Below are 13,715 nucleotides of genomic sequence, written 5' to 3' on the forward strand. Positions count from 1 at the left end.
GTTTGAAATATTATGTATATTTGTTATAATAACCCACAAACTTAAGTGAATATGAAAACAAAAATTACCACCCTCCTCGTTTTCTGTGTAACTTTATTTTCAGCACAGACGAGTGTTTTCCAGAATCCCGTTAACGAAGGCAATTTACCTGCTGATCAGAAAATAACCAAAGAGCTTGCTTCAAGCTACATATCGACCGATTATTATCTTCAGCCTTCATTTGATCTCCAGTCTGATTTAAAAATAAATCTGCCGTCCCACAGACAGATCACTGCGAAATTCAGTCGTATATTCAGCTACGGCAACAAAACCGAATCTTATGTTTACGCTATTGAAAACGAGCCTGATTCTGAATTGGTTCTATCAAAATCCGGCACGGTCATTACCGGAATGTACGCTCCTGCAACGGGAACAAAAGTGATGTTCCACCAGGTAAAAGGGGATATTTTTGCACTTTCTGTGGTAAGTGACCAGAAAATTCTGGATCAGGACTCCAAAGATGATTCTATTTTAGATTCTGCCATTCCCGGAGCCGGAAAAGTGAATTCCAATGTATGTCTTTCCACCACTCCGGTTTGCGCTGCTTCTACGATAGATGTAATGGTCGTTTATACCTCAGCTGCCAGAACTGCCTGGGGCGGCGTTTCTCAAAGCAACTCCTTCATTGCGACGGCCATTACCAATTTCAACACTGCTTTAATTAATTCCGGAGTTTCCAATGTAACCATCAATCTGGTTTATTCAGGAGAAATTGCCTATACCGAACCCGGAAATATTAACACTGACCTCACAAGATTAAGAACGAACAACGACGGTTTTATGGACAATGTTCATACCTTAAGAACCACCTATGGGGCAGATCTTGTGGCTCTGGTTACCGGAACGCCTACCAACACCTGCGGATTAGGCTATGTGAACACCAATCCGACAAATTACAGCGGGGCAAGCGGATTTTGTGTAAGTCTGTACAATTGTGTAGTATCCAACTATTCTTTAGCGCACGAATTGGGCCACAATATGGGATTACAGCATGACTGGTATGTAAATACCAGCACCTCACCCTGCAGCCACCATCATGGTTACGTGAACAGAACTGCCATTAATCTGGGTACCTCCAGTACCTCATCACAGCGATGGAGAACCATCATGGCGTACAATGATGAGTGCTCGGCAACCGGCTTTAACTGTACAAGAATTAACCGTTGGTCTAATCCGTCTGTAAATTACAATACTGAGCCGACAGGAATTGCCATCGGGAATACCAATCCTTCGAATGAAGCCTATGGCTTCGCAAGATTTGCCTGTGTCGTGTCCAATTTTATGCCGGCCGCCGCTGATGCGCTGTCTACATCGGAAACACTGCAACAAGCCAGAGAATTTACGGTATATCCCAATCCGGCAAAAGATTTCATTACCATTTCATTAGATGGCCGTGAGAAATATTCATTTAAAATCTTTAATGCAGCGGGACAGTTTATATTACAGACAACAGAAAGAACCATCAGTCTCAAAGGCCTCAGTTCCGGAAGTTATTTTTTAAGTATTTATGATGACAAAGGATCTTTGGCAGGAAGTAAAAAGTTTATTGTCAGATAATTTCACTAAATAGAGCAATCTTGGTTCCCCGAATATTTAATCTATTCGGGGAATTTTCAATTTTAAGTCTTATCTTGGCGTATGAATTATCTGGCACATTCTTATCTTACTTTCACCGACGGACAGATCGTAGGACAGTTTCTGGAAGATTTCATCCGCAACAGAGACCGTTTTTCGTTTGCGAAAGATATCCAGGATGGAATCACCCTGCACCGGGCCATCGATACCTTTACCGATTCCCATCCTGCCATTCATGAAGCTAAAAAAATTTTCAGCCCATTGGTAAGATTATACGCCGGAGCTTTCGTAGACGTCTCGATGGACTATTTTGTAGCCAATGATCTGCAGCTGCATACCTTAGCGGAATGGAAGGCCCATTCGCTCCGGGTGTACCGGGTTCTGAACGAGCATGAACAATGGCTTCCTGAAAATTTTAAAATGATGCTAAAAAAAATGGAACAGGATGACTGGCTTTATAATTACAGAGAGGACCAGGGAATCAAATTCAGTATGAGAAACGTTTTAAACAAAGCAAAGTATCTGGAAAAGGATATTCCGGTATTTGAAGCATTTTTGGAAAATAAAGCAGCGCTGCAACAATGTTACACTCATTTTTTTCCGGACCTTTTAGCCCATGCAAAAGGAGTTAATGCACTTCTACAGATTGAGCATTAAAGCAAAAAAACACTCACCCGAAAGCAAGTGTTCTGTCTATATTGTATTTGTGTTATAGAATGTACGTCTTTGATCATTGGGAATAATGAATGAAGAGTATATTAATCAATACGAACGATATTTATTGTATAGGATCCTGTTATAGGAGCTGCCGCAGTAGGTGTAGATCCGAAGGTTTTTCCTTGGAATGTCAATGTATCACCTGCTGCCATTTTTATTAATTCTGAAGTACTTGCCGTGATAAAACTTGCGAGGCCGGAGACTTCCGGCAAGGTAACTTTTGCCTTTTTGCGTGAATATTCCGTTCCGTTTAAATTTAATTTTACATCCGCAATATATCCATCTCCTCCATCTTCCGTATTGGCTCTCTGAGGAAAATCTATCGAGAAATCGACTTTGTATAAGCCTGTTGCCGCAGCAGTAAACGTAGTAACGGTTAATTCATTAAGATTATCGAAAGTTTCTGTCGGCGTTCCAATTGTTGTAAATGTATTATTTACAGTAATACTAACATTTCCTATAGCCCTAACTGCACTGATGCTGGATGAATTCCGTAATTGTACAACTCCCGTACTGTTAACCGTGAGTGAACCAGAAGTTCCTGACGAGGCCTGTAGTCCTTCCAGCCTCAATGGATCAGTAGCATTAACATGTAGTTTATTCGTAGGTGCAGAAGTTCCGATCCCTACGTTTCCTGTCGTAGAATTAATTCTCATTCTTTCCAGAAGATTCCCTCCCAGAGAATTTCCTATATAGAAATCCTCCTCTGAGCCATTACTCAATGTGGCTCCTGTACGGACAGAGCCTAATGCCCAATTCGTCCCTCCGGAAGTAGGACCACTGTTGGTAAAGCCAATTAATGAATAGTTTCCGGTAGCGAGTGGGGAAGTATTCCGTAAAGCAATGATCCCGTACTGGTTTGTACCTGCTGTAGCATCAATAAGGTTATATCTGTTTGCATTGGCAACAGACGAAACGACATGAAGTTTTGTATCGGGAACAGTGGTTCCCACTCCCATATCTCCGGTCGATGTAATAACAACATCATTTGCTGCCTGAGAAGCAGAAGGAGCTCCGGTCGCCGGGTTATCTTTAGCCCCGTCTACGTGCAAGGTTCCCTGAGGATTCTGCGTACTAATTCCTACCTGTGATTTAGCGAGACCACTTAAAACAAAAGTCAGAGATAAAATGTAAAATTTACTTATTTTCATAATTTTAAAGTGTTTGTTATTGTTAATAAATACGTAAAACATTCTATGAATTAAAATTAATACATTATTTACTTAATATAATTCAAGAAATCAATGAAATAACTATTAATAGCGGGGCAAAGATAGTGATTTTGAATACATTAGCGTATAAAAAAAAACGATATTGATGATTGTTAAAAATAATTAATATGTATTATAATATATTATAATTTATTTTAAAGTCACCATTACAGAGCAGTGTAAGGATGATCATCAATTTATTTTTAGCCGCATGAAATAATTCCGGAAAAAATGCAAAATGAAATAACGTCTGGCAGAAGAAAAGATTTAATTGGGTGCATTTGTAAATATAAAATCAAGGTTTTCTAAACACAAAAAAATAGAGAAGAAGCCGTCTCATAATTCGCGAGGACGGCCTTTTTTATAAAATTTCCCGTATTCTTATACGAAAATGGGGTCTGTTTAAGTAATTCTTATCCCACATCAACATTTGTGGTACACTTTCTTTATATTCCTTCGTATTGGTTTCCTAAAGTTGAGGTAACAAATCGCTTTGATAAAATCTGGTTTGAATTCCTACATTTTATTCGGGAAAAGGTAGCTCGCTCTGTAATTCACTTCGTAATGTCATAAACTTTAAACTTACCCCGATTTCAGCTAAAACGCTTAATTTCAGGGTTTGCTTTATAAATTTACGCATTAACTTACTCATATACAACAAATTAAATATTTTACGAATATGCCTACACACAGAGCATTAAAGCAAAAAAACCTACCATAAGTAAGTGTTCCGTCTATATTGTATTTGTGTTATTAGAATTTTTTATGCCTTGATGATAGATATAAAAGTAAGATTTTAGAAACTTGTATATTACTTTTTACTAATCTCCTATTCTGAATACCAACAGCTGGGTAGATGTTGCATTTAATGTCATTCCGGCACCAGTACAGTTACCAGACTGGCCTCTACCCAAAGATATTGGCCAAGTCCTTCCCGCAGGAAGAGTTGTAGCATAAGTTATGGTTCCTCCATGAATTGCCACTCCACCTTCAGTATGAGAAGATGTACTGTGAACCCTCGTCGTCATTGAATTAATAGGAAAATCGACAAAATAAGAACTTATCGTACATCCTGTGCTGTTATGAGTTGCTTCGTACACTATGGTCATCTGGTAGGTCCCTGCAGGAAATGTTATTGTACTGTTCGCTGTGTTGTATGTTAATCCGGAAATTGTATTTTTAATAACAGACATAGGAACCACCTGCGATTCTCCTGCACTTTGTGTACTTAAAAAATCATCCTGCACAGCTTCCAATCTAAATATTGCAGGATTGGGAATTGATAATGCTCCTAAAGTCCCGATATTTTTAACTACACCGCTAGGGTCAGTCACCAAAAGTTGATCTGTCGTTGTGCTCCCCGAAGTAAGTCCCTGAAGGCGCAACGGATCGGTTCCGTTAATGTGTACCTTATTGCTTGGTACTGTAGTTCCCACACCAAGATTACCTGCAGCAGATACAGATATATCGTCAGACTGTTGGGCTGTACTAGGAGTACCGGTTACCGGATTATCTTTGGCTGCATCAATATTGAAAACACCTTGCGGGTTTACTGTATTGATGCCTACTTGCGCTGTGACAGTAAGGCCAGCCCCTGTTAGGGTAATTAAAGAATAAAAAGTTTTTGATTTCATAATGGTTATTTTAAAGTATTTTTTCACTAAACTATCAATATTGTAATTGTAATATTGTAGCTTGATTTGGTGATTTGATGAATAAAAACCTGTTAACATTCAACAAATAATAATATTTATATAAAATTAACAATGATATTAAACAAATATAATATTTTTCTACAAAAAAATCTTTTTGATGAATATTAATTTATACGAGAAGGAGTGTTGTGATTTTAATGCAATCAGTAATAATTCTAAGGGCTGGTTCATTCTGCGGTGCAATGTTCACAAGAACGTCTAAACAAAAAATTTAAAATAGAAGTGAAATTAAACATTGCAATGTTTAAATATAGGAATCAATATCTTTAATTATCGGGAAATCATTTGGATTAATCAACCCGAACAACATTTACTATATAGCTTCCCGTAATAGGAGCTCCTGCGGTAGGTAGATCCGAAGAGCAGTAAACGTTATACCTGTTCATTCATTAAGATTATCAAAAGTTTCTGTAGGGTTTCCAACGATTACACCTGTATTATTTACTGTAATACTTATATTTCCGGTAGCTCTTATTGCACTAATGGAGGATGAATTCTGTAATTGTACGACTCCCGTACTGTTACCTGTGAGTGAACCTGAAGTTCCTGACGAGGCTTACAGTCCTTCCAGCCTCAATCGGTTTGCAGCATTAACATGTAGTTTATTCGTAGCCGCAGACGTTCCGATTCCTATATTTCCTGTTGTGGGATTAATTCTCATTCTCTCCATACGGTTTCCCCCAATAGAATTTCCTAAATAGAAATCTTCCTCGGAGCCGTTACTTGATGTGGCTCCTGTACGGACAGAACCCACAGCCCACCTGATGTAGACCCATTGTTTGTAAAACTAATAAGTGAATAATTTCCGGTTGCAAGTGCAGAAGTATTTCGTAAAGTAACGATGTCGAATTCGTTGGTTCCTGCCGTCGCATCAATGAGGTTGTACCTGTTGGCATTGACGACATAAGAGACAACATGGAGTTTCGTATCTGGAGCAGTTGTTCCTACTCCCATATTTCCCGTGGAAGTTACAATGACATCATTAGCTGCCTGAGAAGCAGAAGGAATTCCGGTACCGGGATTATCCTTAGACCCATCCACATGCCAGGTTCCCCGAGGATCCGATGTACTAATGCCTACCTGTGACTTAGCCATGCCGTTTAAGGCAAAAATCAGAGGTAAAACATAAATTTTATTCATTTTCATAATAATTTGATTTGGTTATGGTTATGGTTATGATTTAAGGAAATAAAATAATTGGGTAATTGTTATTAATAAAATTAATCAATAAGCACATAAATTATTCACTAATTATTGAACAAATATAGCTATTTAATACTAATTAGTATCAAAATACAGTAAATTATTAATATTTGTTAAAAAAAATTAATATGTCCAGACTTGAACAAATATGGAATATGATAAGTTAATAATGTAAAATAACGGATGCTGATTTTTTTATATCAAAAGATCAGCATCCGAACGTAAAATAATGCTTCTGAGAAATAAATTTTAAAATTGCTGATACAAATACCGGTTCGGATACGTTAGTTTTTCACTTTTCCTTTTCCCGTTTACAATGATGTGAACAATATTGATCTGATCATCAAATAAATTGTACAGGAAACTTACGGCAGCTTCCACTTTCCTGGGATCTTCAACCGGTAAAGATTCCAGGTATATATTCACCGATTCCTGATCTTCTTCATATCCAATATAATTAACCTGCACAAACCTGGTATTCACCTTTAGTTTTAAATACTCTGAACAATATGCTTTTAAGGCTTCATTAAGCTGAGATCTGTATTTTGAATCATTGAAATGGAAGGGTTTACCATACTTTTTAGATAGCCCGTCTTCTAAATCATCCAGAAAAAAGCGTCCTGTTATTTCAAACGTTTTTGATTTTGAATTGTAGTTTATCTCTACAGAACCTACGTGATAAGGATGAAGGGTACTGGCTTTAGCGGAGCCTGGAAAACCCATCTGAAATAAAAATAAAAAGGCATAGAAAAGTGAGGTCAGTTTCAGAGACATTGAATTTATTTTAAGCAAATATAAAAAAAGTGGCAGTCATATGACCGCCACTCCATAATAAGATACAATAAAATTTAGTTTTATTCCTTGATTACTTTTTTCAGAATAGTTGTATCGTTATTAACCTTTATATTAAACAGGTACATGCCATTTACCAGTTCAGAAACATCAAGGGTATTGGAAGCAGCATTTACTTCAGCTTTTTTAATTAATTTTCCTGATGCATCAAAAATAGTTACGGCTGCTTTTTTAAATGTTCCGAGCGAGATGTTTACTTTATTTCTGGCCGGATTAGGATAAATATTGATCTGCGAAGCCAGAGCCGTTTCTGCAGTTCCTAAAGTAGTATTGGCCTTTACAAAATATCCTCCAAAACCGGTGGTCCGGAAAGTCACTTCCCAATATTTATAGGTATCATTCCAAACTACATCATCGGGATCCGGGGTAATGGTGGAAGTAAGGCCTCCTGAATAGGAAGCCACTGTTCCTACGCTCCCTAAGCTCGTTCCTGCATATTTTTCAATAACAATATTCGCTTTATTCGCCTGGTCTGTAGGGGACATCGGCAGCTTTACGGTACTGGTCTGGTTATAGGCGTCAAAATCATCCTGCTTAAAGTAAAGGGTAACTTTTCCGGTGGATGTACCGGCATTGGACTCAGGGTTGATCTCATATCTTCGGGCTACATAGGACGGCTGAAGATTATCTGTCCAGACCTTTGATGTTATATTTCCTGCAACGGTACTTGCAGTTTCCTTTTCAATTCTGGCAATAAGCTGACAGCTGTTTGTAAAATAATTATAACCGTTGGCCACTGCAGATGTCTTGCTCTGATTGGTCGTGGCAATATTTTTTACCTCGGCAATATTTTCATATACCGTTGCTCTCATTTTCAGATCAAATACACTCGGAAGCCATGAGGTGCCATCGGCCGAAAATTTAGATCTGTCATTCAGAACAACACTTTCACCCTTTATCGCAATCCTTCCTGCCAAACCGTTAAGAACAATATAGAAGTCTTTGCCCGTTACAACCTGAAAATTAAGATCCGAAAGATCCAGGTAATTCCAGGTAAATTTTTGGGTAGCGTTCAGCCACGAAGGAATATTCTTTGTCGCTATAATATCTCCGGGATTACCATTGGCATCTACTTTTCTGATCTGAATATCTACCGGAATATTTCCCGGAATGGCAAATCCTGTCGTAAATGAGAAACCTCCCAGCTTACCCGTCAAAGCCGGTGTATAACGAACTGCCAGGGCAACATTATCCAGCGCAAAATTATTTTCAGCATTGGCAATGATGTAAGGCTCATCATAAGTAATGGTTTCAGAATTGGATTTTATACAATTTACCTCAGCTGAAACGGCTTTATAAATATCCAGCTTTCCTGCTCCCCATCTCGCGTTAGGCACAGCTCCTGTCGCTCCGTCCTGTCTTGCGTTTATCATAAGACGGCTTTTCACCTGCGCGGCGGTAAGGGCAGGATTAGCCTGTAATAACAAAGCAACAGCACCAGCTACTCCGGGAGAAGACATGCTTGTTCCCTGGTTCCTCATGTAGTACATTCCGTCTATATTATCACTGTCTCCTACATTGGCATCAATGGATCTGGTAGAAATTACATTTTGCCCTGACGCGGTAATCTCAGGCTTTTGAAAACCGTCTACTCTGGGACCCTCCGAACTAAAAAAAGAAATAGATTCCTGTGGTGTCGGGGTTAAATAAGCACTTGTCGTGGAAGTCCAGCTTGCTCTTCCCATATAAGAGGCCACGGTGATAGCATTGGAGGCGTTGCCGGGTGAGCCTACAATATATCCGTTGTCACCATTCTGCAGGGTTGTCTCAACATCCCGGCTATAAAGCCATCCGTGAGTATTAATCTGCTGCGTACCGTTATTGGTAATTTGTAACGTATAGGTGCCTTGGGCATTTATTGCAGAGCCGGCATTTCTGCTTACAATAAGCTCAATAAAGCGTTTGTTATTATCAATATGAAGATAATTAAGCATCGTTGCCGAAAGACCACCTCCCAGAATACTGTGAGTGGTGTTCGTACCTATATTCTGTATATATTGCTGCCCGTCCGGAGCGGTCAGGGTAGCCGTTACCGGAGTCCCGTCATTGGCAAACATGATAAATGCAAACACTGAACTTGCCGAAGTATCGCTGGCAACGGTAAAGGTATAATTCTGTGAAGCATTGGGAGCGATATCTACGCTTCTGTGCATATTACTTCCATATGCATTTCCTGCTGCAATTACGACAACTCTTCCCGGACCTGAGGACGTAAAATTATTAACTGCCAACTCTTCAGGAGTTGTCCCGTCATGCGCGTGAGCCTGTGCTCCAAGACTCATATTGACAACAATAGGTCTGTTAAGGGCCGTTGCCACACTCTGGAAATAAGTCAAAGCATTAATGATGTTGGTCACCGAAAAAGATCCGTTCCCTCCTTTTACCACTACGATATCAGCTTCAGGAGCGAAGCCCTTGTGCCTTCTGTCTGCCATAGCCGCACCGTTTCCCGCTGCTGTTCCGGCTACATGCGTTCCGTGTCCGAAGATATCTGTTTCCCGGACAAATTCGCAGGGGTACCATCCAGCTCATCTTCAATCTGCGCCCTGGTATACTCTACCCCCGTTGCAAATCCCGCTGGTGAGGTTTCAGCACCCTGTGGCGTAAGGGTCTGATCCCAAATTGAATAAATACGGCTTTTTGTCTGATCATTCAGCTTTCTGAAGTCAGGATGCTTCCAGTCTATTCCGCTATCGAGAATGCCGACAAGAATTCCTGCTCCGTTGTAAGCTGTATTGTTCAGTGCCCCATCCTGTAACAGACTTGCTCCGGACTGTGCTCTGCTTACATCATTGTGCAGGAAGGTAAAGCTTGGCGCCATTACCGAAGTTACGTAAGGCAGCTGCATTAATTTTTCAAGATCTTCTATCCCAACCAGTGCAGTTGCAAAGCTGGGAAGTACGGTTTGTACCATAATTCCGTCCTGCTTTAATTTTTCCGGAGTTTTTGTATATACAATACAGGAATACATGGTCTGTGCACCTTTTGAAGTTACTACCAGATGTTTATCGAGCTTCATCTCCGGCTTTTCAAGTTCCTTTACATTTAATCCTTTAGCAACAGCTTCTTTGTTTCTGAGTAAAATTTCGAACCGGAAATCAAGTTTTTGCACCTGCCCGAATATCAGAGACGAATAAAGCCCGACTAAAAGCAGAGCAACACTTAAAACAAGCTTCCTTCCTGAATGAAGAATGCTTACTTTTGCAGAAAGTAATTTTTTAATATTCATATCTTTATTTTTAAAACGCAAGTATACAAATTTAATTTAAAACATTATTTTGTGAAAAATTAACAAAAATTAAACAAAATGATTAAAATTAATTTAAAAAATATACCAATTAAATACAAATATTCACATTCATGACAGATTTTATATTTTATTTAAACCTAGGATGGGAACACATCATTTCCAGGGATGCTTTAGACCACCAACTTTTTGTGCTGGCACTGATTGCAGCCTATCCTTACAGCGACTGGAAAAAAATTTTAATTTTGGTAACTGCATTTACAATTGGGCACTCGATCACTTTGGCATTAAGCATCTTAGACGTTATACGAGTTTCATCTGCCTGGGTAGAATTTTTAATTCCTGCTACTATTGTTATTACGTCTCTGGATAATATTGTCATGAAGAATAAGAAAAATACGCTGATGAAAATGAATTATTACCTCGCACTATTTTTCGGCTTAATCCATGGAATGGGCTTTGCCAATACAGCGAGAGTGATGATCGCCAAAAGCCAGAGTATTGCTGTTCCGCTTTTAGGATTTAATATAGGCCTGGAACTGGGGCAGATTGTCATTGTTTTCGCTATTTTAATTCTGTTATTTATTCTGCTTAAAATTTTTAAAGTCAACAGAAAAGACTGGGTGCTGTTTGTATCATCCGGGGTGTTTGCCCTGTCTCTGAAGATGGCTATCGAAAGACTTCCGTTTTAAGGGTAAAACATTTTTAAATTTTCAGCTACTTATCATTATATTTGATCATTCTTAAATCATTTGTCTATGAAACTAAAAATAACTGCATTATCAGTGTTTTTATATATAGGAACCTTTGCTCAGAACATTCAGAACAATCCGGGAAGCAACCACGGGAACAGGTTTGAACAATTAGGAACCATTCTTCCGACTCCCAATATGTACAGAACCGCTTCCGGAGCTCCCGGGCACGGGTACTGGCAAAACAGAGCAGATTATACCATTTCTGCTTATCTGGATGAGGAAAGAAGGAATTTAAAAGGTTCCGAAACCATAACTTATTATAACAACTCGCCTGATGATCTTGATTATATCTGGCTACAACTGGATGAAAACCAACAGTCCACTGTAAAAAAAGCAGATTTTCAGTCTTCATCCACGATTCCGAAATCCACCAGCGATCAGCAGCTGAAAGTTACAGATTTACCTGTAAAAGATAACGGATACGGCGTAAATCTTGAAAAAGTAACGGATGCCGCCGGCAAACCTCTGCCCTACACCGTTAATAAAACCATGATGCGTATCGATCTTCCTAAATCTCTGAAAAAAGGAGAAAAACTTGTATTCAAAGTTGACTGGAATTATAATATTCCCAACAGAATAAAAATGGGCGGACGTGGCGGATATGAAAATTTTGCAGAAGACGGGAATGATCTTTACACCATGACCCAATGGTATCCGCGAATGTGCGTCTACAGCGATTTTCACGGATGGCAGAATCATCAGTTTACAGGACGCGGCGAATTTGCGTTGGTTTTCGGAAATTTTAAAGTTTCAATGAATGTTCCGGCCGATCATATTGTAGGGGGAACCGGGGAATGCAAAAACTATGACCAGGTTCTGACGCCTGATCAGTTATCAAGATACAAAAAAGCTGAGAGCGCCGGCGAACCTATTGAAATCGTAACATTAGACGAAGCTAAAAAGGCAGAAAAAAGCCATTCGAAACAAAGAAAAACATGGAATTTTGAGGCGAATGATGTACGGGATTTTGCATGGACCTCATCCAGGAAATTTGTCTGGGACGGCATGCGTGTGATCATTCCTGAAAACAACAATAAGGTAATGACCATGAGTTTTTATCCTAAAGAGGCCTACAATCTGTACAGAAAATATTCCACCAAAGCTGTGGCTCACACCATAAAAACCTATTCTGAATTTACGATTCCGTATCCGTACCCAGTAGCACAATCTGTGGAAGCGGCCAACGGAATGGAGTATCCGATGATCTGCTTCAATTTCGGAAGAACAGAAAAAGACGGAACCTACTCTGAAGGTACCAAAAACGGGATGATCGGTGTTGTCATACATGAAGTGGGACACAATTTTTTCCCGATGATTGTAAATTCGGACGAAAGACAATGGAGCTGGATGGATGAAGGACTTAATACGTTCACAGAATATCTTACAGAGGAAAAGTGGGACAATAAATTCCCTTCAAAACGTGGCCCGGCATGGACGATCACAGATTATATGAAACTCCCGAAAGACCAGCTGGAGCCCATTATGAGTAATTCTGAAAATATCATTCAGTTTGGTCCGAATGCGTATTCAAAACCCGCAACAGGTCTGAATATTCTCCGCGAAACCATCATGGGCAGAGAACTTTTTGATAAGGCTTTTAAAACCTATGCCAAGAGATGGGCCTTCAAACACCCCGAGCCTGCCGATTTTTTCAGAACGATGGAAGATGCAAGCGGTGAAGATCTGGACTGGTTCTGGAGAGGATGGTTCTACGGAACGGATCCTGTAGATATTGCCATTGATAAAGTGACTGTCGCAGCTCCGGACCTGAATACCGTTCCGCAGGCTAAAGAAACGACCTATACGGTAGATAAACCGTTACAGAACGAATTTGTTGACATTTCAAAAATCAGAAATAAAGAAGACCAAAGCATCAGTTTTGAAGTGGAAAAAGATAAAAGCCTTCAGGATTTTTATTATCACTATGACAGAGGACAGGAGAAGATCAATACCGATAAACTTTATACTACAAAATCGGACGAACATGAGGCCCTGGATAAGAATGACAAGGAGAAGTTTAAAAATATAACGGCCTATCAGATCGATTTTATGAATAAAGGAGGACTTGTAATGCCCATCATTCTTGAATTTACTTTTGAAGACGGCTCAAAATTATACGATAAATCTTCGGCACAGATCTGGAGACAGAATGAGCAGAAAGTTTCCAAGACTTTTTATTTTGCTAAAAAACTGAAATCTGTTCAGCTTGATCCAATGAGGGAAACAGCGGATATCGATACCTCGAATAACTTCTGGAGCGCTGGCGGATCAGCTTCCGAAGCCTCAAAATTCCAGGTATTCAAACAGAAGTTAAATGGTCCGGTAAGAGGCGGATCCAATGGAAAAGTAAATCCGATGCAGGCTGCAGGAAAGAAATAACATCACCGTAAATAAAAAAAGA

10 protein-coding genes are annotated in these 13,715 nt (G+C 39.4%); 4 read left to right on the forward strand and 6 right to left on the reverse strand.

The genetic code is table 11. The annotated features are described in order from the left end of the window. Positions 1-51 precede the first annotated feature (51 nt). Positions 52-1,596, forward strand: coding sequence for a zinc-dependent metalloprotease (locus ODZ84_RS11135; protein ID WP_266177173.1), 1,545 nt, complete (start codon positions 52-54; stop codon positions 1,594-1,596). A gap of 81 nt (positions 1,597-1,677) precedes the next feature. After that, positions 1,678-2,271, forward strand: a complete 594-nt coding sequence (locus tag ODZ84_RS11140; protein WP_266177174.1) for an acyl carrier protein phosphodiesterase — start codon at positions 1,678-1,680, stop codon at positions 2,269-2,271. 101 nt (positions 2,272-2,372) lie between these two features. On the opposite strand, the gene ODZ84_RS11145 is transcribed toward ODZ84_RS11140, so the two are convergent. The 6 genes from ODZ84_RS11145 to ODZ84_RS11170 form a co-directional block, all read right to left on the reverse strand. Further along, positions 2,373-3,482: a hypothetical protein gene (locus tag ODZ84_RS11145; RefSeq protein WP_266177176.1), complete on the reverse strand. Its 1,110-nt coding sequence runs from the start codon at positions 3,480-3,482 to the stop codon at positions 2,373-2,375. A gap of 881 nt (positions 3,483-4,363) precedes the next feature. Beyond that, the gene (locus ODZ84_RS11150; RefSeq protein ID WP_266177177.1) at positions 4,364-5,176 is read right to left on the reverse strand and encodes a hypothetical protein; all 813 of its coding nucleotides are present in this window, start codon (positions 5,174-5,176) and stop codon (positions 4,364-4,366) included. Positions 5,177-5,950: 774 nt separating this feature from the next. Next, positions 5,951-6,397: a hypothetical protein gene (locus ODZ84_RS11155; RefSeq protein WP_266177178.1), complete on the reverse strand. Its 447-nt coding sequence runs from the start codon at positions 6,395-6,397 to the stop codon at positions 5,951-5,953. Positions 6,398-6,709: 312 nt separating this feature from the next. Then, positions 6,710-7,234, reverse strand: a complete 525-nt coding sequence (locus tag ODZ84_RS11160; protein ID WP_323136926.1) for a DUF6702 family protein — start codon at positions 7,232-7,234, stop codon at positions 6,710-6,712. A gap of 80 nt (positions 7,235-7,314) precedes the next feature. Beyond that, positions 7,315-9,747, reverse strand: coding sequence for a S8/S53 family peptidase (locus ODZ84_RS11165; protein WP_266177180.1), 2,433 nt, complete (start codon positions 9,745-9,747; stop codon positions 7,315-7,317). Positions 9,748-9,776: 29 nt separating this feature from the next. After that, the gene (locus ODZ84_RS11170; protein WP_266177181.1) at positions 9,777-10,541 is read right to left on the reverse strand and encodes a hypothetical protein; all 765 of its coding nucleotides are present in this window, start codon (positions 10,539-10,541) and stop codon (positions 9,777-9,779) included. A gap of 131 nt (positions 10,542-10,672) precedes the next feature. Here ODZ84_RS11170 and ODZ84_RS11175 point away from each other — a divergent pair, with 131 nt between their 5' ends. Both ODZ84_RS11175 and ODZ84_RS11180 read left to right on the forward strand, forming a co-directional pair. Further along, a complete protein-coding gene (locus ODZ84_RS11175; RefSeq protein WP_266177183.1) occupies positions 10,673-11,251 on the forward strand; it encodes a HupE/UreJ family protein in 579 nt (192 codons plus the stop codon). 66 nt (positions 11,252-11,317) lie between these two features. Next, complete coding sequence (locus tag ODZ84_RS11180) at positions 11,318-13,693, forward strand: M1 family metallopeptidase (protein WP_266177185.1); 2,376 nt, start codon at positions 11,318-11,320, stop codon at positions 13,691-13,693. The last annotated feature ends 22 nt before the right edge of the window (positions 13,694-13,715 follow it).

It is taken from the genome of Chryseobacterium fluminis, from assembly GCF_026314945.1.
Lineage (GTDB): Bacteria > Bacteroidota > Bacteroidia > Flavobacteriales > Weeksellaceae > Chryseobacterium > Chryseobacterium fluminis.

Excerpts from the sequence above, each read along its gene's own strand:
- ODZ84_RS11140 (WP_266177174.1), top strand. The coding sequence starts at position 1,678 with ATGAATTATCTGGCACATTCTTATCTTACTTTCACCGACGGACAGATC.
- ODZ84_RS11180 (WP_266177185.1), top strand. The coding sequence starts at position 11,318 with ATGAAACTAAAAATAACTGCATTATCAGTGTTTTTATATATAGGAACC.
- ODZ84_RS11135 (WP_266177173.1), top strand. The coding sequence starts at position 52 with ATGAAAACAAAAATTACCACCCTCCTCGTTTTCTGTGTAACTTTATTT.
- ODZ84_RS11160 (WP_323136926.1), bottom strand. The coding sequence starts at position 7,234 with ATGTCTCTGAAACTGACCTCACTTTTCTATGCCTTTTTATTTTTATTT.
- ODZ84_RS11150 (WP_266177177.1), bottom strand. The coding sequence starts at position 5,176 with ATGAAATCAAAAACTTTTTATTCTTTAATTACCCTAACAGGGGCTGGC.
- ODZ84_RS11155 (WP_266177178.1), bottom strand. The coding sequence starts at position 6,397 with ATGAATAAAATTTATGTTTTACCTCTGATTTTTGCCTTAAACGGCATG.
- ODZ84_RS11145 (WP_266177176.1), bottom strand. The coding sequence starts at position 3,482 with ATGAAAATAAGTAAATTTTACATTTTATCTCTGACTTTTGTTTTAAGT.
- ODZ84_RS11170 (WP_266177181.1), bottom strand. The coding sequence starts at position 10,541 with ATGAATATTAAAAAATTACTTTCTGCAAAAGTAAGCATTCTTCATTCA.
- ODZ84_RS11175 (WP_266177183.1), top strand. The coding sequence starts at position 10,673 with ATGACAGATTTTATATTTTATTTAAACCTAGGATGGGAACACATCATT.
- ODZ84_RS11165 (WP_266177180.1), bottom strand. The coding sequence starts at position 9,747 with ATGGCAGACAGAAGGCACAAGGGCTTCGCTCCTGAAGCTGATATCGTA.